Raw genomic sequence first — 18024 nt, 5'->3', positions numbered from 1 at the left:
TTATTCGAATTTTTCTAATTGCATAAATTTTTGATGATTTTGTCAAGAATGAATTTTCGTTCTTTTTATGGATGAATAAATTTTCATTCCCGTTGATGAAATAGGCTCAACGCGATATGAGTGAAATCAGTTCTTTAGGAGGCAATGCGTTTGGCCGAGACGGACACGGCACCCGAATCTTTCGACCGGTTGCGACACGCGATCCAGTCGCGTTACGACAATCTCAGCCCCCATCTGCAGAAGATCGCCGGACGGGCCCTTGAGGATCCCAACGGGTTCGCGTTGGAAACAATCGCGGTGCTCGCGGACCGTATCAGCGTGCAGCCCTCTACCTTGGTGCGCTTTGCAAAGGAGTTCGGGTATTCCGGCTTCTCGAACATGCAAAAGGTCTTCAAGCTTCGGCTGATCGAAGGGGCTCCGGTTTCGCGTGAGACTATTTACGAGCATCGGGAAAAACTGGAATCCCTTGCGGGGGACGATCCGAAAGCAATCCTGAATGCTTTCACAGAGGCTTCCGAACTCTGCCTGGACCGGCTCCGCGAGACCGTGCCGGCGGAAAGCCTCCGCACTGCGATTGAGATGCTTCACAACGCCGACACGGTTTACGTCATCGGCCAACGTCGTGCCTTTCCGATCGCGGCCTATATCGCTTATGGCCTCACCCGGCTCGAATACCGGTGTAATTTGCTCGATGCCGTTGGTGGCATGGTCCCGCAGCAAGTCGCGACTCTGCGGCCAACGGACTTGCTTGTCGCAATCTCCTTCGCAGAATATGCACCCGCCGTCGTTGAAGTTGTGCGGGATGCCCATATTCGTGGGATTCCGACCCTGACCATAACCGACACCGACACCAGCCCGCTCGCCCGCCACGGGTCAGTCTATTTCACCGTAGACGATGCCGAAATCCATCGCTTCCGCCCGATCGCCGGCGCAATCACACTGGTTCAGAGCCTGATCGTCGCTCTTGGCTATTATCGAGACAATCTTGAGTAGGGCGCACTATCACGTCTTCAGAATCAGCGCTTAAGGCCCATGCGACGCGAAGAGGCGCAACTAAGTTGGCCTCTTACAGCGCAGGATCACAACCAAGTTGGATTGTCGCCTAATTGTAAATGCGCGGACGACCGCTTTGGGTCGGAAGTTGGTATCTCAAATTCTGTCATTCAAGACAGGTCTAGATCGCCAGCGAGTGTGGACCAGCGCCCCAGGCATCCAAAGCTAAGCTCAGCTCAGAACTCCTGCACCGTCTCGAATTCCATGAACTGAGGGTTGCCCTGATAAAGCAATATCCGATTGGCGTTGTCCGCATTGGTGGCCTATCGGAAATGAGCCGAATTGGTCCGGGCGACGAAGGCATCGTGCTCCTGCCAGGGCGTGCGCGAGGTGAAGAGGGGGCAGATTCCACCTCGGTGCGCCTTAACAGCAGGAACACGACGAAGGCCCGTATCCGGCAGAGCTAGAAACCCAACGCCTTTCAGATGGTGCCGAGACCTCCTGCCGTTTGTTCTGAAGACAGCAAACCAGATTAGGTAACACCCTACATTATGAACGACCCCATCCGCCGCCCGATGGGGTCTGCATGATGAACAGGTCGCCAGCATGGATGTCGTTCTGGTCGTTACCTGCATGATCGACCAGAGTACCGTCCGCGCGGATGATCCATTCCCGTCCAACCTCGCCGGGCATGGCATCTGGCCCCGCGAAGGGCGGAACGCGGCGGTGTGAGCCGAGCGTCGTCACTGTCATATCCTCGAAGAACCGCATCTTTCGGGTGATACCATCGCCGCCGCGCCAGCGTCCGTTCCCGCCTGAGCCGCGCCGGATCGACCACTCCTCAAGCCTGACGGGGAAACGATGTTCGAGTACTTCTGGATCGGTTCCCCGCGTGTTGGTCATGTGCGTCTGCACGGCAGAACAGCCGTCGAAGCCCGGGCCGGCGCCGGTGCCGCCGCAGATCGTCTCATAATTCTGAATGCGGTCGTTGCCCCAGACATAGTTGTTCATAGTGGCCTGGGAGCCCGCCATCGCGCCGAGTGCCGCCATCAGGGCATTGCAGGCAAGCTGGCTGACTTCGGTGTTTCCGGCGATTACCGCTGAGGGATAGCGCGCATTCACCATCGAGCCTTCCGGGGCGACGATCTTCAATGGCTTGAAGCAACCTTCATTCAACGGGATCGGTGCGCCGACCAGAGTTCGGAAGACATAGAGCACGACGGCATGGCACACGGAGAGCGGCGCGTTATAGTTCAATGCGTTCGACGCCGTGCCGGTGAAATCGATCTCCGCCGTGCGTTGCTCATGATTGACCCGAACGGCGACACGGATAAATTCACCGTTATCGAGTTCATAGTCGACAGACCCGTCTTTCAGGGCGTCGATCACGCGTCGGACGCATTCCTCGGCATTGTCTTGCACGTGCCCCATATAGGCATGCACGGTTTCCAGTCCGAACTGCCCGATCATCTTCGCAACTTCCCGGGCGCCGGTCTCGTTCGCCGCTACCTGAGCCGCGAGATCGGCCATGTTCTCGTTGATGTTCCGGCAAGGGTAGGCACCGGATGCAAGCAGCGACCGTGTTTCCGCCTCCCGGAACCGACCCCCGTCAATCATCTTGAAATTGTCAATGAGGACGCCTTCTTCCTCGATATGACGGCTGTCGGGCGGAGCGGAGCCAGGCGTTTTGCCGCCGATATCCGCATGGTGACCGCGTGACGCGACATAGAAAATCGGTTTGCCGCCGTCGAAGACCGGTGTGACGACGGTTACATCCGGAAGGTGCGTGCCGCCGTTGAACGGGGCATTGAGCACGTAGACGTCGCCTTCCTTCATATCCGGATTGAGACGGATCACCGTGCGGATTGATTCCGACATCGAGCCCAAATGCACCGGCACGTGCGGCGCGTTCGCGACCAGCCCGCCATCCGGCGCGAACAGGGCGCAGGAGAAATCGAGCCGTTCTTTGATGTTCACGGAATATGCCGTGTTTGCCAGCGTCGCGCCCATTTGCTCGGCAATGGACATGAAGAGGTTGTTGAACACTTCAAGCATCACCGGATCGGCGTTCGAACCAACGGCCTCCGCCCGTTCCATTGGAACCGTTCGTGTGAGGATCAGATGTCCCCATTTATCGACTTTTGCCTGCCAACCTCGTTCGATCACATTGGTGCCGGTTGGCTCCTTGATGATTGCCGGCCCGTCGACGGTTTGCCCGAATGACATGCTTTCCCTGTCATAGAGCGGCGTATTCGTCCCGCCGAAATGGCTGTCGATGTGATCAATAGCGGGGGGCGATCCCTCGCCAGCAGAGATCGCCTCAGCGCTTATTTCCGCCGCACCGCCAACAGCCTCGACGGCGAGCGCCTCGAACACCAACTCCCGTTCTCCGGCAGCAAAGCCAAAACGGGCCCGGTGCGCGACTTCGAACCCGGCGCGTAACGCTGCCTCGTCTCCGAACGGCACTTCCAGCGCCTGGTGCGAGCCGCGATAGCGTAGATGCGCACGCCGCTCGACGCGGATTTCCGTCGGGGAGACGCCTTGACCTTCTACTTCGGCGATAGCTTCGGCAGCCGCCTCCTGCAAGACTTGTTCTGCGCCTGCGACCGATGAAATTGGTGCATCGAATTGACGTTCGCGCAGGGCTCTGATTTCCGCCAGTCCCATGCCATATGCCGAAAGCACCCCGGCGAAGGGGTGTACGAAGACGGTCTCCATGCCAAGAGCATCCGCGACCGCACAGGCATGCTGACCGCCTGCGCCGCCGAAGCATTGCAGCACGTATTTCGTAACGTCATAGCCGCGCTGCACGCTGATCTTCTTGATCGCGTTTGCCATGTTTTCGACAGCAATCCGCAGGAAACCCTCGGCAAGGTCCTCCGGCGACCGGACGGGATCGCCCGTCTCCTCGGCGATCTCGCGCGCAAGTACTTCGAATTTCCCCCGTACGACAGCTGCATCCAGCGGCTGATCTGCATTTGGCCCGAAGACTGCTGGAAAATGTGAAGGCTGCAGCTTGCCGAGCATGACATTGCAGTCAGTCACCGTCAGCGGCCCGCCGCGCCGGTAGCAGGCTGGTCCTGGATCGGCGCCGGCGCTGTCGGGACCGACCTGGAAGCGCCCGTCCCGGAAATGCAGGATCGATCCACCGCCGGCGGCGACCGTATGAATGTTCATCATTGGGGCCCGCATGCGGACGCCGGCGACTTCGGTTTCAAAAGATCGCTCGTACGTGCCTGCATAGTGGCAGACATCCGTTGATGTGCCGCCCATGTCGAACCCGATCAGACGGTCATAACCGGCAAGCTCCCCGGTTTTCACCATTCCGACGACGCCTCCGGCTGGCCCGGACAGGATCGCATCCTTGCCCTGGAACAGGGTAGCGTCCGTGAGCCCGCCATTGGACTGCATGAACATCAGGCGTCCCTCGCCCCCGAGCGCATCTGAGACCTGATTCACATACCGCCGCAGGATCGGTGAGAGATAGGCATCGACCACTGCGGTGTCGCCGCGCGGGACAAGTTTCATCAGCGGCGATGTCTGGTGTGACGCGCTGATCTGGCCGAAGCCTTCCTCGGCAGCGATTGCCGCGACACGCGCTTCGTGAGCCGGGTTGAGATAGCTATGCATGAAGGCAATAGCGACACTGTCGATGCCGTCTTCCTTCGCTTTCCTGAGCACGGTGCGTACGCTGTCCTCGTCAAGCGGCGTTACGGTCTCGCCGTCGGCGTCCAGTCGCTCATGGACTTCCGCAACCCGCTCGTAAAGAAGTTCCGGCAGGGTGATCTGAAGATCGAAGATCCGTGGGCGGGCCTGATGGCCGATGCGAAGGAGGTCGCCGAACCCCTCGGTGATCAGGAGCAGAGTGCGGTCGCCCTTGCGTTCCAGAAGAGCGTTTGTGGCAACCGTGGTCCCCATCTTCACGGAGTCGATAGTCCCCGCCGGCACGGCTGCGCCGTCTGCCAACCCCAGCAATTCCCGGATCCCCTGTACTGCGGCATCACGGTAGCGCTCGGGATTTTCGGACAAAAGCTTGTGCGTATCCAGCGCACCGTCCGGACGACGAGCTACGATATCAGTGAAGGTGCCACCACGGTCGACCCAGAATTGCCACATGACAAATTTTCTCCATTGCGCCCGGGGCGCAGCATTCCAAAGATTTTTAGTGCCTGATGATCGCTGAGTAGAACACTCAGCCTAATAGAAGAGGCTTGGGAGCCAGAGTGCAACATCTGGAAAGATCAACAGCACAGCGATCATCGCAAACATCGTCAAGACAAAAGGTGCTGCTCCAATCATGACGTCGGTCAACTCACCGCGTTCGCGCACGCCCTGAACCACATAAAGATTAATGCCGATCGGCGGCGTGATGAGTGCGGTTTCAAGCAAGACCATGAGCAGAATCCCGAACCAGACAGGGTCGAACCCGAGCGAAATGACGATCGGCGTGATCAGAGGCGCCACGGTGAGAAGCATGGAAAGCGTCTCCATAAAGCAGCCGACGACGATCAGAACCGCGATCAGCATCAGCATCGTTTGCATCGGCGAGAGACCGAGCCCCGTGACGAAATCCGCGAGCGCTTGAGTGAGGCCGATCACGGACAAAACAAAGTTCAGGAAAACTGCGGCAAGGATGATCAGCAGGATCATCGAGGTTGTCCGCATGGTGCCCTCGACTGCTGCCCGGATCATATCCAGCGATAGCGAGCCGTTCGCCCAAGAGAGCCCCAGCGCGGCGACGACGCCAAGTGCAGCGGCTTCCGTCGGCGTCGCGATGCCGGCGTAGATTGAACCGACGACGACCAGGAAAATGCCGATCGGCGGCAAGAGAGAGGGGAGAGCCGCGAACCGTTCCGCCCATGTCGAGACTACCGGCTCACCGCCCCAGGCGGGTTTCGCGATGCAGAGCACGACCACAGTGACCATGAAGAGTGCGGCAAGCAGGAACCCCGGGATGAAGCCTGCGAGATAGAGCTCCGGTACGGAGGTGTCCGTCAGCAGACCGAAAAGTATCAGGTTGATGGAGGGGGGGATGAGAATGCCGAGCGTGCCGCCGGCGGCGATGGTTCCAAGAAAGATCCGCTCGTTATAACCGCGCTTCTCGATCTCCGGGATAGCGACGGTACCGATGGTTGCCGCTGTTGCGACAGAGGAGCCGGACGTCGCGGCAAAAAGGGCGCAGGAGCCTGTGTTGGCGTGCATCAACCCGCCCGGCAACCAGCCGAGCCAGGTGACGATGCCCGCATACATCCTGGCAGCGATGCCGGAGCGCAGCAGGATCTCGCCAAGAAGAATGAACATGGGGATCGCGACCAGCAGGAAATCGGTGCCTGTTTGCCAGACCATGTCGCCAAGCGCTCGGTGCAGCGGCATAGGGCTTTCGAGATACTGCAATGTGAGACCGAGCCAGCCGAGCGCGGCGGCGACAGGAACGGCAAGGGCGATGAGACCCAGAAGGATCAGAAGGGTTTTGGTGAGCATCACGCTGTCTCGTCTTTGATCTGTTCGTCCAGGGTCTTCACGCCGATCCGCCGATCCGCTTCGGCCATATTGCCGGTGAGCGTGGAGAACAACATTCCAACGAAGAGCAGTGCGCCGCAGGCGACGAAGAATATCCAGCCTGCGAGCCAGGGAATTTGCGGGATGGCAAGCGGTGTGCGCATTGGCGTGATCGACCGTGAACCATGTTGCAGCGTGTCGGCAACAAGCCCCCAGGCCATCCAGGTGACGATCACGGCAAAACCGATAAGCAGGGCGAGGCCGAAGAAATTCAGAAACATTCTTAGCGGCCGCGGAAGGATCAGGAAGAGCGCATCGACCCGTATATGTGCGCGTTCGAAAAGTGCGAAGGCGAGGCCGAGGGAGGTTGCAACGCCGAAAGCATAGCCGGAGATTTCATCGGCACCGGCGAGCGATGTGTTGAAGAGCTTCCGCAGGACGACTTCCAGGGTAACGAGAAATGCTGACCCCAGGATCAGTGCGCCACCGAGCCATACAAGCCAACGGGACAGCCTGTGCGCGGCATCAATCATGCCAAGCATGTGGAAACTCCTCGATATTTGAACCAGTGCCGGTCTTTGCAGGTCAACCGGCGCCGGGTTTTATCCGGCGCCGGTGAAACCCAGCTTACTGTGTTTTTGCCGTCAGCCCGAGAATCTTGCCGACGGTATTGTTCCAGTCCGCCGCACACTCCGCGCCGCAGCGGTCCGCCCAGCGGGCAAGGACGACATCGGTCGCGATGCTGTCTCGCAGGGCGAGATCCTCGGCTGACGGTTTGACCAGTGTCATACCGCCCGGCTCGCCTATGTCGCATTTTCCGCCGGTGATGCAGCTGACTGCGACGTCATCCTGGGTCGCCGTCTCGGTCCACATCTGATCGTTCAGGATAGCAAGCTCCCTTTGCAGAAGGGCTTGCTTCTCGGCGCCCAGAGCATTCCACTTGTTCATGTTCATGGCACCGAAGGCAAGGCCCCAGCCAACCCGCAGCGTATAGGCGTGGGTCGCAACCTGATGCCATTTAGCCTTGTAGGCAGGCATGGTTCCGGTGATGCCGCAATCCACGACACCTTTCTCCAGCGCAGGGACGACTTCCGCAAAAGGCACGGTCACGGAGGTGCCGCCGACACCCTCTACAAAATCGCCGAGCGTGGTGGAGTAGACCCGGATCTTCTTGCCCTTCAGATCCTTGATCCCGTTCACTTCGGCGTTGCACCAGAGCATCTGGCTGGGGAACGGATAGAGCATCAGAAGCTTTGCGTTATAAATATCTGCAAAGGCTTTCTCGAGGATAGGGAAATAGGCTTTTGCCACGCTCCGTTCGGTCTCGATGTCCTGGGTCACAGAAGAAAGGTCAGCGCCCTCGAACACGGCATTCTCTGCCGCCACATACCCCGGAAGTCCGAAGGCGAAATCGAAGACGCCGTTCTTTACCAGGCGCATGATCTCGAAGCCTTTCAGACCAAGTTCGGTCTGGGGCTTGATCTCTCCGATAATCGACCCGCCAGATGCTTTGGCAATGCGCTCATTCCAGAACGGGCCCTCGTGTTTTTGATAGTTTGTCAGGCTTCCCCAGGTTCCCACGGCCTTGATGACCGACGGGCCGTCGGCTTTTGCCGGTCCGGAAGCGGCAACGCCCAGTGTGACAGCGAAAGCTGCCGCCAAAGCGGTTAGGTTTTTCATTTTTTTCTCCCTGTTTTTTGATTTTTAAGCGATGAAACTGTTGGTCTGGTCGTCGATATCCGTGATCAGCATCCTCCCTGGAGTATGGGTGATACAAATTGGCGGGCGGGCTTCCGCGAGCGCGTTCTGGGGGGTCACCCCGCAAGCCCAGAACATCGGGACGCCATCGGTCGTGACCGGTGGATCACCCCAGTCGGGCGTTTGGACGTCCTTGATGCCAATCTCGGCCGGATCTCCGATATGGACCGGCGCGCCGTGCGCCCACGGAAATCGGGCGGTGATCTCCCGCGCCAGATCGACTTGTTCCGGCGACACATAGCGGAGCGATACAACCATTCCACAATCAAAAGGACCTGCGGGGACTGTTTCGATGGTCGTGCGGTACATCGGCACCGTCTTGTCGGCGTTAATGTGTGCCATCGGAACACCCGCTGCGATCAGCGCGGTCTCAAAGGTGAAAGAACAGCCGATCGCAAAGGCTACAAGGTCGTCACGCCAGACTTCATTCAGATCTGGCACCGACTCGATCAGCGTGCCGTCGCGGTAGATGTTGTATGATGGGGTATCGGTTCGGACATCGATCTCGCCCAGCGCGGGCCAATGCGGGTTACCGGGTTCCGTCATCCCTACCAGAGGGCAGGGCTGAGGGTTCTTACGACAGAAAGCTTCAAAATCCGCCGCCAGGTCAGCAGGCAGGATCGCGAGATTGACTTGGAGTTTTCCAGCAGCGAGCCCGGCAGTATGATCGCGATAATTACCTGATCGGATCTCCGACCGTACGGATGCAACGTCCCGGCCGGTAAGATCCTGATATGGAAAATTCTCATTTTCGCGCTGCTTGTTCATGAGTTCTCCCTCTATGGGAGAAACAGTAAGCAGCACAGTCGATCAGGTTCAAATTAGTAATTTTATACGATTTTGATCACTATTTTTTATCATAAGCAACCGCGATCCTCTGTGCGATCTCAGCCGCGCGGCCACTTACAACCGCCTCCGGCGTGGCAAGATATGAGGCGGTGAAGTTCAGTGGCGCGGGTATCCATCCTGGATCGAATTGCTCGACCTGACCAGAGGCGAGATAGTCCGCCGCGAGCGAAAGGGGCAGCGCGCCAATACCGAGGCCAGCAGCAACCAGCCGGAAGCAGGCCGAAAGCGACGAGGACGGGAAAATGACAGCGCCGGTTCCGTAGCGTTCAAGAAGCGTCTCTTTCAATAAACGAAAGGGGCGGGTATCGCGTGCGAAGGTAATGACCGGCGCCCCCTCGGCCGGATCACTCACCGCCAGCGATGGTGCGCGCAGCCAGGTCATCTGGTAGGCGGGGAGGGCGATGTTCTCGACCCGGTAATCCGAGACCGGTCCCATCAGGAGAGCGAGATCGATCGCATTAGAGAGAAGCCGTTCACGGAGTGACCGGGAAATGTCGACATCAATCTCCACATTGAGCCGAGGAAACTCCTCCCTAAGTGCCGCTATGAAATCGGGGAGCCACGATTGAACGATCGTCTCGGACACACCAATTCTGAAGAGTGACGCCACACCATCCGGCCGCCCCACATCACGCTGGATCAGGCTGTTCAGCTTCAGATACTGTTCTGCATAACCGAACAATGCCGCCCCGTTCTTGGTCGTGCGCATGGAGGCAGAACGGTCAAACAGTTCCACTCCCAGCGCTGACTCCAGTGTTCTGACGCGCGCAGTTACCGCAGGCTGAGTCAGGTGCAATTCCTCCGCAGCCCGGCGTACATTGCCCGTACGGGCGACGGCCAGGAAAGCCCTGAGTTGATCGAGCGTGAAACGCACGCTTCACCCCACCGTGAGGAGGAGCGCGACGCGATCGGGGCCGGTCTCCTCACAGGCGTGCTTCACCTGGAGGGGCGCCGCCGGAGCAAGCAGCGAGTACGTGGTTCCTCGTGCTCCATTGTCTGTCGCTGTTTTGGAAAATTCTCCGTACGCCGGCATTTTCGTTCCGATGCAATCAGATTTGGACATGACACTCACGGCGGCCCGGCAACGGACCTACAGAGAGTTAGAACTCTTCGTAACGTTGTTCGAGCGTGGGCTGAAATGCATTTGATGACAAATCTTAACTGTCGACGGCTCTCCGTTTTTGGGTCACCCAGCGGGATGAATTTCCGGGAGCAGATCAGGTTGCTGACCGAACCGTCACGGCGACGTGAGACACAGTCACTCCATGCGATCAGCGATGCTTCTTCACCGTAGCGGACATGAAGCGGCATGATTGGGGTCAGCACTGGCTTTAGCTTTTGCGGGCAAGTGACGATCGAATGATTAAGTCTGTTGCAAAGCTAACGTTGCTTCCATCTGCTGAGCCAGATTGCATTTCAAGAAGTTTGTCGGCGGCAGTCCAGCCCATCCGTCTGTGAGGGACATGTACCGTCGTCAATGCCGGGTCCATGACCGATGCGAGTTCGATGTCGTCGAAACCGGTGATCGACAATTCTTCTGGAACCCGGAGCCCGATTTGCTTTGCGGCCTGAAGAACACCCGCCGCAAGAACATCGTTTCCGCATATAACGGCCGTTGGCCGGTTGCTTCCATTCATCAGTTTCCGGAGTGCCTGTGCGCCGGCTTCCAAAGTGTAGTCCGCTTCAATCAGGTTCGTTTCATCAAGTGTTAAACCGACGGATTCAAGCGCCTCACGAACACCTTCGACACGTCGTGCGGCACGATCGTTCCAGCTTGTGATTCCTGCCACCATCGCGATGTCACGGTGTCCGTAGTCACAAACCGCAAGTGCCATCCGGCGCGCTGCTTCCCTGTTATCGAAACCAATACAGAGATGATCTGTCGTCTCTCCGTTGCACCAGACAAGAACGACCGGAATATTCCTCATCTTCAAAAGCTCGTAGCTGCTCTCCGGCCGTGCCTCGCCGATAAGAAGAAGGCCGTCTACACCGCGTTGGATCAGGGTTCGGATCTGGCTGGCTTCACGCTCCGGGTCGTAGCTGGAGCAAGCCAGCAGCAAGGTGGTGCCGCTATCGCTCAAACGCTCCTGGACCGCCTGGAGACCGCGGGCGAAAATGGCATTCTCCATTGTCGGGATCACCGCCCCGATCGTATGCGTCCGGTTCATTGCGAGCGCACGCCCACCGAAATGCGGGGTGTATCCTGTTTCCTTGATTGCGGCTTCGACTGTAAGCCGCGTACTGGCTCTGACGCTGTCCGGATTATTCAGGCACCGGGATACAGTCGCAGTCGACACTCCGGCAATTCTGGCAACTTCCTCGATCCTTGGAGCTTTGTTCACTGTCATCGAAAGTACACTTTGGTGATTGATTCAACAGCAAGATATCATGTCACTTATGTAAACGCTTGCATTGTTAATGTAAGCGTTTACAATTTGCGCTGATTGGCCCGTTAAGAGGCTGTCAAAGGGAGGAAAGAATGAAGGTAAATGGGCAGCGAGCGTCGCTGGTGGCCGCATCAGTGGTCTTCCTGATCTTCCTTTCCAACGTTGCGCTTGGTGGCGCAGGTTCCACAACATTTCTGAACGACGTAGGCGATGCACTGACATTGTTCACGGCCGTCTTGTTTTTTGTGGTCGCAATCCTGCTCGCGGAAAAATCCGCCAAACCTGCCAAACGATAAAGTCAGGACAAAAGGGAACAGAGGGAGGACCCGAAAATGAGTGACTCAAAGGAGCGGAACGAAATCAAGTCGCTGGAGCGACGCCGTTTTCTGAAACTCACAGGAACAGCAGGATTTACGACGGCAGTTGTCGCCGCATCCGCCGGGGCGCTGACCTCGACAGAGGCCGTCGCACAGACCGCCAAAGAAGAGCGAAGCCGTGAGAAGGCCGCCGATCACATTATGACTATCGCGACCGCGTATATTCTTGGCGCGTCGCGCAGTTACCCGATCATGCAGCTGGACCTCAAGGAAAACATCCAGAATGCCACCAACGGAAAAGTCTATGTGAAGCTTGCACCCGGAGGACAATTGGGCGCTGGTGGCGCGCTTGCCTCAAAGGTCCAGAATGGAACGATCCAGGCGGCACAGCATTCTCTGTCGAATTTCGCCCCGTTCGCCCCGACGGTCGATCTGATTAACATGCCGTATTTCTGCGGTGCCAATCAGCGTTTCGTGAACCTGGTGAACTCGAAAGTCTGGAAGGATGAGGTCCACCCAAGCGTGGAGGCCAAAGGTTTCAAGCCACTTTTCTATGTGGTTATCGATCCGCGAGTGGTCGCTGTCCGCAAGGGTGGCGCGGGACCGGTCAAAACGCCGGCGGACCTTGACGGTGTTAAGTTCCGGGTGCCCGGATCGAAGATGCTTCAGCAGTATTACCGCATGGTCGGTGCAAACCCGACGCCTGTTGCGTGGGGCGAAACGCCTTCGGCCATCAAACAGGGGGTTGCCGATGCGCTCGATCCGTCTGTGGGCGCCCTTTATGTGTTCGGCTTCAAGGATATCCTGTCCTGGGTAACGTTCTCCCAGGCGGTGCCGGACAGCCAGGTCTATTCCTGCAATCTTGAATGGTTCAATTCGCTACCGAAGGACGTGCAGGACGGTATCGACTTCGCGTCTGATATGACGGCGGCTCAGAATTTGGCGAAGGTTCCTTCTGCCCGAACCTACGCGATGGCGGAGCTTAGTAAGTCCGGCGTGCAATTCTATTCGCCCACCGCTGACGAATTGAGTCTCTGGCAAGAAGCCGGCGGTTATCAGCGTTCGGAGTGGGACCCCTATAAGGTCGAGCTTGCAGGCTCAATGGACAAGTTCGATAGGCTTGTTGAGGCAGCCGGAACCATGGGCCGCCACTACGTCCACGACGCTTAAAGGCCTTCTTCTCGCAACCGTGTCGCCGGGCGGTCATCGCCGCCCGGTGCTGCTTCCCGGGAGCGTCCGGAGATCCTTTTCGATCTCCCGCCGTTCCTGTTGGAATCCGGAGCCAAGGGGAGGGTCCTATGCTTGGTATTATGAATCGAAATGCGGAGCGCTGGGCGCTACTGCTTTTCTACAGCATGCTCGTCATCACCATGGCGGTTGAGGTGGTGCGCCGGGAGGTGTTTGCTTTCTCATCGATCTGGGGGGAGGAGGTTGTCCGGTATGCCTTCATATATCTCGCCTGGATCGGAGCCGCGTCGGCGGTGCGTGAACGCGCCCATATCCGCATCGATGTCATTTATCACTATGTCAGTCCCCGGCTAAAAGCACTCCTCTACATTCTCGGCGATCTGGTGATGCTCGCGGTGGCATGCATCGCGGTTTACTGGTCTGCTGAAACGGTCGCGACATCCTGGAAATTCGGATCTGTCAGCCATGGATTGCGAGTCTCGATGGTCTGGTTCCTGATGGCTGTACCGCTCGGGTTTTCCCTCATGATTTTCCGCCTCATCCAGTCTCTCATCCGCGACGTCCGGGATCTGATCGCCGGCCGCAAGGTGTATGAGGGCGGCCAACTGTTCGACTGAGGAGGAAAATATGCTCTGGAATCAAGTACAGCAGCAGACCGTCGAACTCGGCTGGTATTTCTACGGCCCTGTTCTTCTGTTCGTCCTGCTGGTCGCTCTCGGTATTCCCGTATGGGCCGCGATCGGTGCAGCCGCTGTCGCTATGTTGATGCTCTCCGAGGTCTTGCCGCTCTCCCTGATTGGTGAGTCGCTTTTCGATGGGATTGATCATTTCGCCCTGACGGCAGTTCCCTTGTTTATCCTGACTGGCGATGTGCTGGTCAGGACCGGTCTCAGCCGGAAATTTCTGGATGTCGCGGAAGCGATGACCTGTTGGGCAAAAGGCGGTTTCGGCTCAGCGACGGTTCTGGTTTGCGGCATGTTCTCGGCGATCTCCGGATCGGATGCCGCAGGCGCCGCAGCGGTCGGTCGAATGACCATCAATCGTCTGGTGGAATCCGGGTATCCAAGGCCCTATGCCTGTGCACTCGTTGCGGCTGGGGCATGTACCGGCATCCTTATCCCACCATCGATTGCCTATATCGTCATTGGTCTGGTTCTCGGCATCTCCGCCTCGACCCTGTTCCAGGCGGCAGTGATACCCGGCGTTGCGATCCTCGTATCGATCCTGGTCACCAATATTGTAGTCAATCGCATCCACGCCTACGAAGGCGGCGGTGCAATTACTGTGGGCGAATGGCTGGGAAATATTGGCAAGGCGCTTAAAAGCGGCTGGTATGCGTTCCTGGTACCAGGGATCATATTTTACGGCATTTTCTCCGGCCGGCTGACTCCGACGGAAGCTGGTGCGACGGCGGTGGTCGTCACCATCGCCCTGGGCTTTGCGCTGAAGACTCTGAAATTGTCGGACTTTCCGGAGATGCTCGTCAGCTCCGCGAAGGTAAACGGTGTCATTCTTCCGATCATTGCCTTCTCACTGCCGCTCGCCCAGACCCTTGCCGCACTTGGTGTTCCGCAGGGTTTTGTGTTCGCGGTCACCTCTCTTACTGAAAACCCTTACCTCCTGACCCTTCTCATGATCGTGATCCTGATCACGGCCGGATGCGTGATGGAGACAACGCCGAACATCGTCATCCTGGCGCCGATCCTGAAACCGCTCGCCGACGATATCGGCATGAACGAAATCCAGTTCTGCATCATGATGATCACGGCGCTTGGTGTCGGATTCATCACTCCCCCATTGGGACTTAATCTGTTCGTGGTCTCGGGGCTCACCGGCGAGTCGATCCTCAAAATCGCCTCCCGCGCCGTTCCTTTCGTCTTCTTCATGCTCATCGTGGTGTTGCTGATTGCCTTCATTCCAGCGGTTTCCACCACTTTGCTTCCCGATATCTACAAGTAGCGAGATTGCTGTCATGGCCCTTTTGTATTTGAAGAAAGCTCCCAAGACCTCAGCGACAGGCGAGCAAGATGTGCGGGAAACCGTGCAGGGAATACTCGACGAGATCGAGGCCGGCGGAGACGCTAAGGCCCAGGAGTATGCGGCCAAGTTCGACAAGTGGGATGGCGAAATACTTGTCTCCGCCGAGACCATTGCCGCCGCCGCTGAACAGGTTCCACAGAAACTCAAGGACGATATCCGGTTCTCGTACGACAATGTCAGGCGCTTCGCCGAAGTCCAGAAAGCAACGATCCAGGACACGGAGTTCGAGATCATTCCCGGTCTGATCGCCGGGCAGAAGCAAATCCCGATGCAAGCCGCCGGGTGTTACGTCCCGGGCGGTCGGTATTCGCATGTCGCTTCCGCGATCATGACCGTCACGACGGCAAAGGTTGCCGGAGTAGGGCACGTAACGGCCTGCTCCCCGCCTCGGCCCGGTGTCGGGATCAACCCCGCCATTCTCTATACACTCGACCTGTGCGGAGCCGATGCGGTGTTGAGTCTTGGAGGGGTGCAGGGCATTGCCGCCATGGCCTTCGGTCTGTTCGGACAACCTGAAGCCAACATTCTGGTCGGCCCCGGCAATCAGTTCGTCGCAGAAGCCAAGCGCATTCTCTACGGCAAGGTTGGAATTGACATGTTTGCTGGCCCGACGGAGTCAATGGTGATTGCAGACGCGACCGCCGACCCGGAAATTGTCGCCTGGGATCTCGTGGGACAGGCCGAACACGGTTACAACTCACCGGTTTGGCTGATCTCGCTCGATCATGCGTTGGCCGAAAAAGTGCTTGAGCGGGTGCCTGAACTGATCGACACACTGCCCTCGTTCAATGCGGACAATGCGAAAGCCGCCTGGCGCGACTATGGAGAAATCATGGTTGTCGACAGCCGGGAGGAGGCGGTGGAGGTATCCGATAATTATGCGTCGGAGCATCTTCAGGTCCAGGCCGAAGACCTCGACTGGTGGCTCGACAACCTTGCCAATTACGGCTCCTTGTTCCTGGGAGAGGAGACCACCGTTGCCTTTGGCGACAAGGCTGCCGGTCCGAACCATGTTTTGCCGACCAAGGGTGCCGCGAAATATTCCGGCGGATTGTTTGTCGGCAAATACATGAAGACCGTCACCTGGCAGCGCTCCACCCGTGAAGCCAGCATGTCCGTGGCTGAGGCTACGGCACGGATCTCGCGTCTTGAGGGGATGGAGGCGCATGCACGGACAGCCGATGTACGCCTCGCGAAATACTTCCCCGGCCAGAATTTTGATCTCTCTGCGGCTGAGGACTCGTGACACCCGATTTCGACCTCTCCGGACGCGTAGCTGTGGTGACCGGTGCGAGTTCCGGGATCGGCCGCGCCATCGCCTCCGCCTTCGCAGAACTTGGCGCGCGGGTTGTTGGCGTCGCACGCCGTTCTGAGGCTTTGGAAGCGTGGTCCGCAGAGACTGAGGGAGAAACTGCGTCCATTGCCGGAGATGTTTCCGGCGCAGTTGCGGCGCAATCGATATGCTCACGTTTGTCCGAGCCTTTCGGCCCTCCGGATATCCTTGTTAACGCGGCTGGATTGAATACCCGTCAAGTGGCTGATGATGTGACGACCGAAGGCTGGAATGCGACGATGGACGTCAACCTGGCCACCCCGTTTTTTCTCGCCCAAGGTCTCGTCGGCGCGATGAAGGAAAGACGGTGGGGCCGCATTATCAACATTGCCTCGCTGCAAAGCGAACGTGCTTTCCCGGGAGGGATTGCCTACGGAGCGTCCAAAGGCGGGATTGTGCAGCTTACCCGCGCTATGGCCGAGGCCTGGTCGTCAGACGGGATAAATGCAAATGCCCTTGCACCCGGTTTTTTCCCCACCGAACTGACGGCAGCCGTCTTCGGTGACGCCGATAGGGCCGCCCGCAATGCAGCTCAGACCTGTATCGGCCGTAACGGGGAGCTTCAGGATCTTGTCGGACCCGCTGTCTTCCTTGCATCGCCGGCATCCAATTATGTTACGGGCCAGGTCTTGTTCGTGGATGGAGGATTTACAGCAAAATGAGAGCGCTCGTTTATACCGGTCCGGAATCTCTCGAAATGCGTAATGTTCCGGATGCAGAACCCGCTACGGATGAACTGCTTGTCAGGGTTGAGGCCGTCGGTATCTGCGGATCCGACATGCATGCCTATCTCGGGCATGACGAGCGCCGTCCGGCTCCATTGATACTCGGTCATGAAGCGGCCGGCTCTATTGTCCAGGGACCCCGAACTGGCGAACGGGTTACAATTAATCCGCTGGTCGCCTGCGGCGTCTGCCGGGCCTGTATCGAGGGCCGGGCCAATCTGTGCCCCGACCGTCAGATAATTTCCATGCCACCACGCGAAGGCGCCTTCGCAACCCATCTCGCAATTCCGGCCCGAAATGTTGTGACAGTGCCCGAGCATGTATCTTCGGTGAAAGCGTCTCTCGCCGAACCGATGGCATGCGGTTGGCATGCGGTGGGGCTAGCTGAGCGTATACTGCAGCGATCTCTTTCGTCCTCGGCTTGTCTTGTGCTTGGCGGCGGAGCCATCGGTCTCGGGGCCGCGCTCGTCCTCGAGAGCCGTGGTGCGGGTGAGATCTGGATCGCGGAGACGAATAGTGAGAGGCGCAGTACCGTCAGCGGCGCCGGCAATTTCCGTGTTTTCGACCCTGCGGAGCCGGGCTCCGGCCCGAAGGGTGGTGCCATCGATCTTGTGGTGGACGCGGTTGGTATCGAAGCAACAAGGGCTTCGGCTAGCGCTGCCGCGAAACCGGGCGGAGTGATTGTCCATATCGGCCTCGGTCAGGCAACCGGAGGACTCGATATTCGCCGCATGACCCTGCAGGAAATCACTTTTATCGGCACCTATACCTATACGCCGACGGATTTCCACGACACAGCTCACGCAATTTTCGACGGTCGACTTGGTGCTCTGGACTGGGCTGAAGAACGACCGCTTGAAGACGGTCCAGGTGCTTTTGCGGAAATTCATGCTGGTCGCGTGGGAGCTCCCAAGACGATACTCAGGCCATAGATT

At 58.1% G+C, this 18024-nt stretch carries 16 protein-coding genes; 9 read left to right on the top strand and 7 right to left on the bottom strand.

Annotation, left to right across the window (positions count from 1 at the left end; genetic code table 11):
* Positions 1-150 precede the first annotated feature (150 nt).
* Both ABJ076_RS18840 and ABJ076_RS18835 read left to right on the top strand, forming a co-directional pair.
* On the top strand, positions 151-993 hold the full coding sequence (locus ABJ076_RS18840) for a MurR/RpiR family transcriptional regulator (protein ID WP_348192353.1): 843 nt from the start codon (positions 151-153) through the stop codon (positions 991-993).
* 332 nt (positions 994-1325) lie between these two features.
* Entirely contained in the window at positions 1326-1460 is a 135-nt protein-coding gene (locus tag ABJ076_RS18835; RefSeq protein ID WP_348198786.1) for a hypothetical protein, read from the top strand.
* An 82-nt stretch (positions 1461-1542) separates the two neighbouring features.
* Here the strand turns inward: ABJ076_RS18835 and ABJ076_RS18830 are convergent, their stop codons facing one another.
* The 7 genes from ABJ076_RS18830 to ABJ076_RS18800 form a co-directional block, all read right to left on the bottom strand.
* Positions 1543-5109 (bottom strand): hydantoinase B/oxoprolinase family protein, encoded by a 3567-nt coding sequence (locus ABJ076_RS18830; protein ID WP_348192355.1) that lies wholly within the window; start codon positions 5107-5109, stop codon positions 1543-1545.
* An 81-nt stretch (positions 5110-5190) separates the two neighbouring features.
* The gene (locus ABJ076_RS18825; protein ID WP_348192357.1) at positions 5191-6474 is read right to left on the bottom strand and encodes a TRAP transporter large permease; all 1284 of its coding nucleotides are present in this window, start codon (positions 6472-6474) and stop codon (positions 5191-5193) included.
* Positions 6474-7034, bottom strand: coding sequence for a TRAP transporter small permease (locus ABJ076_RS18820; RefSeq protein WP_348192360.1), 561 nt, complete (start codon positions 7032-7034; stop codon positions 6474-6476). Before ABJ076_RS18820 ends, ABJ076_RS18825 begins: the two co-directional genes overlap by 1 nt.
* A gap of 85 nt (positions 7035-7119) precedes the next feature.
* On the bottom strand, positions 7120-8172 hold the full coding sequence (locus ABJ076_RS18815) for a TRAP transporter substrate-binding protein (RefSeq protein WP_348192363.1): 1053 nt from the start codon (positions 8170-8172) through the stop codon (positions 7120-7122).
* 24 nt (positions 8173-8196) lie between these two features.
* Positions 8197-9018 (bottom strand): putative hydro-lyase, encoded by an 822-nt coding sequence (locus tag ABJ076_RS18810; RefSeq protein WP_348192366.1) that lies wholly within the window; start codon positions 9016-9018, stop codon positions 8197-8199.
* 79 nt (positions 9019-9097) lie between these two features.
* Positions 9098-9973, bottom strand: a complete 876-nt coding sequence (locus tag ABJ076_RS18805) for a LysR family transcriptional regulator (protein ID WP_348192369.1) — start codon at positions 9971-9973, stop codon at positions 9098-9100.
* Positions 9974-10430: 457 nt separating this feature from the next.
* Positions 10431-11447, bottom strand: coding sequence for a LacI family DNA-binding transcriptional regulator (locus tag ABJ076_RS18800; protein ID WP_348192371.1), 1017 nt, complete (start codon positions 11445-11447; stop codon positions 10431-10433).
* A 131-nt stretch (positions 11448-11578) separates the two neighbouring features.
* On the opposite strand from ABJ076_RS18800, the gene ABJ076_RS18795 reads away from it, so the two are divergent.
* The 7 genes from ABJ076_RS18795 to ABJ076_RS18765 all read left to right on the top strand — a co-directional run bounded on the left by ABJ076_RS18795 (position 11579) and on the right by ABJ076_RS18765 (position 18021).
* Positions 11579-11782 carry a hypothetical protein gene (locus tag ABJ076_RS18795; protein ID WP_348192373.1) on the top strand — a complete coding sequence of 68 codons (204 nt, stop codon included), beginning with the start codon at positions 11579-11581 and terminating at the stop codon, positions 11780-11782.
* A 36-nt stretch (positions 11783-11818) separates the two neighbouring features.
* The gene (locus ABJ076_RS18790; protein WP_348192375.1) at positions 11819-12973 is read left to right on the top strand and encodes a TRAP transporter substrate-binding protein; all 1155 of its coding nucleotides are present in this window, start codon (positions 11819-11821) and stop codon (positions 12971-12973) included.
* Positions 12974-13101: 128 nt separating this feature from the next.
* A complete protein-coding gene (locus tag ABJ076_RS18785; protein ID WP_348192377.1) occupies positions 13102-13608 on the top strand; it encodes a TRAP transporter small permease in 507 nt (168 codons plus the stop codon).
* Between the two features lie 10 nt (positions 13609-13618).
* A complete protein-coding gene (locus tag ABJ076_RS18780; protein WP_348192379.1) occupies positions 13619-14950 on the top strand; it encodes a TRAP transporter large permease in 1332 nt (443 codons plus the stop codon).
* 13 nt (positions 14951-14963) lie between these two features.
* Complete coding sequence (hisD, locus tag ABJ076_RS18775) at positions 14964-16277, top strand: histidinol dehydrogenase (protein ID WP_348192381.1); 1314 nt, start codon at positions 14964-14966, stop codon at positions 16275-16277.
* Positions 16274-17026, top strand: coding sequence for an SDR family oxidoreductase (locus ABJ076_RS18770; RefSeq protein ID WP_348192383.1), 753 nt, complete (start codon positions 16274-16276; stop codon positions 17024-17026). The genes hisD and ABJ076_RS18770 overlap by 4 nt, the downstream gene beginning before the upstream one ends.
* On the top strand, positions 17023-18021 hold the full coding sequence (locus ABJ076_RS18765) for an alcohol dehydrogenase catalytic domain-containing protein (protein ID WP_348192385.1): 999 nt from the start codon (positions 17023-17025) through the stop codon (positions 18019-18021). The genes ABJ076_RS18770 and ABJ076_RS18765 overlap by 4 nt, the downstream gene beginning before the upstream one ends.
* The last annotated feature ends 3 nt before the right edge of the window (positions 18022-18024 follow it).

This window comes from Nisaea sp., from assembly GCF_039990255.1.
Taxonomy (GTDB): domain Bacteria; phylum Pseudomonadota; class Alphaproteobacteria; order Thalassobaculales; family Thalassobaculaceae; genus Nisaea.
Note: the sequence above shows the minus strand (reverse complement) of the source record. Positions and strands in the feature narration are given on the sequence as shown.

Excerpts from the sequence above, each read along its gene's own strand:
- ABJ076_RS18835 (WP_348198786.1), top strand. The coding sequence starts at position 1,326 with ATGAGCCGAATTGGTCCGGGCGACGAAGGCATCGTGCTCCTGCCAGGG.
- ABJ076_RS18830 (WP_348192355.1), bottom strand. The coding sequence starts at position 5,109 with ATGTGGCAATTCTGGGTCGACCGTGGTGGCACCTTCACTGATATCGTA.
- ABJ076_RS18825 (WP_348192357.1), bottom strand. The coding sequence starts at position 6,474 with ATGCTCACCAAAACCCTTCTGATCCTTCTGGGTCTCATCGCCCTTGCC.
- ABJ076_RS18820 (WP_348192360.1), bottom strand. The coding sequence starts at position 7,034 with ATGCTTGGCATGATTGATGCCGCGCACAGGCTGTCCCGTTGGCTTGTA.
- ABJ076_RS18815 (WP_348192363.1), bottom strand. The coding sequence starts at position 8,172 with ATGAAAAACCTAACCGCTTTGGCGGCAGCTTTCGCTGTCACACTGGGC.
- ABJ076_RS18810 (WP_348192366.1), bottom strand. The coding sequence starts at position 9,018 with ATGAACAAGCAGCGCGAAAATGAGAATTTTCCATATCAGGATCTTACC.
- ABJ076_RS18800 (WP_348192371.1), bottom strand. The coding sequence starts at position 11,447 with ATGACAGTGAACAAAGCTCCAAGGATCGAGGAAGTTGCCAGAATTGCC.
- ABJ076_RS18795 (WP_348192373.1), top strand. The coding sequence starts at position 11,579 with ATGAAGGTAAATGGGCAGCGAGCGTCGCTGGTGGCCGCATCAGTGGTC.
- ABJ076_RS18790 (WP_348192375.1), top strand. The coding sequence starts at position 11,819 with ATGAGTGACTCAAAGGAGCGGAACGAAATCAAGTCGCTGGAGCGACGC.
- ABJ076_RS18785 (WP_348192377.1), top strand. The coding sequence starts at position 13,102 with ATGCTTGGTATTATGAATCGAAATGCGGAGCGCTGGGCGCTACTGCTT.
- ABJ076_RS18780 (WP_348192379.1), top strand. The coding sequence starts at position 13,619 with ATGCTCTGGAATCAAGTACAGCAGCAGACCGTCGAACTCGGCTGGTAT.
- hisD (WP_348192381.1), top strand. The coding sequence starts at position 14,964 with ATGGCCCTTTTGTATTTGAAGAAAGCTCCCAAGACCTCAGCGACAGGC.
- ABJ076_RS18765 (WP_348192385.1), top strand. The coding sequence starts at position 17,023 with ATGAGAGCGCTCGTTTATACCGGTCCGGAATCTCTCGAAATGCGTAAT.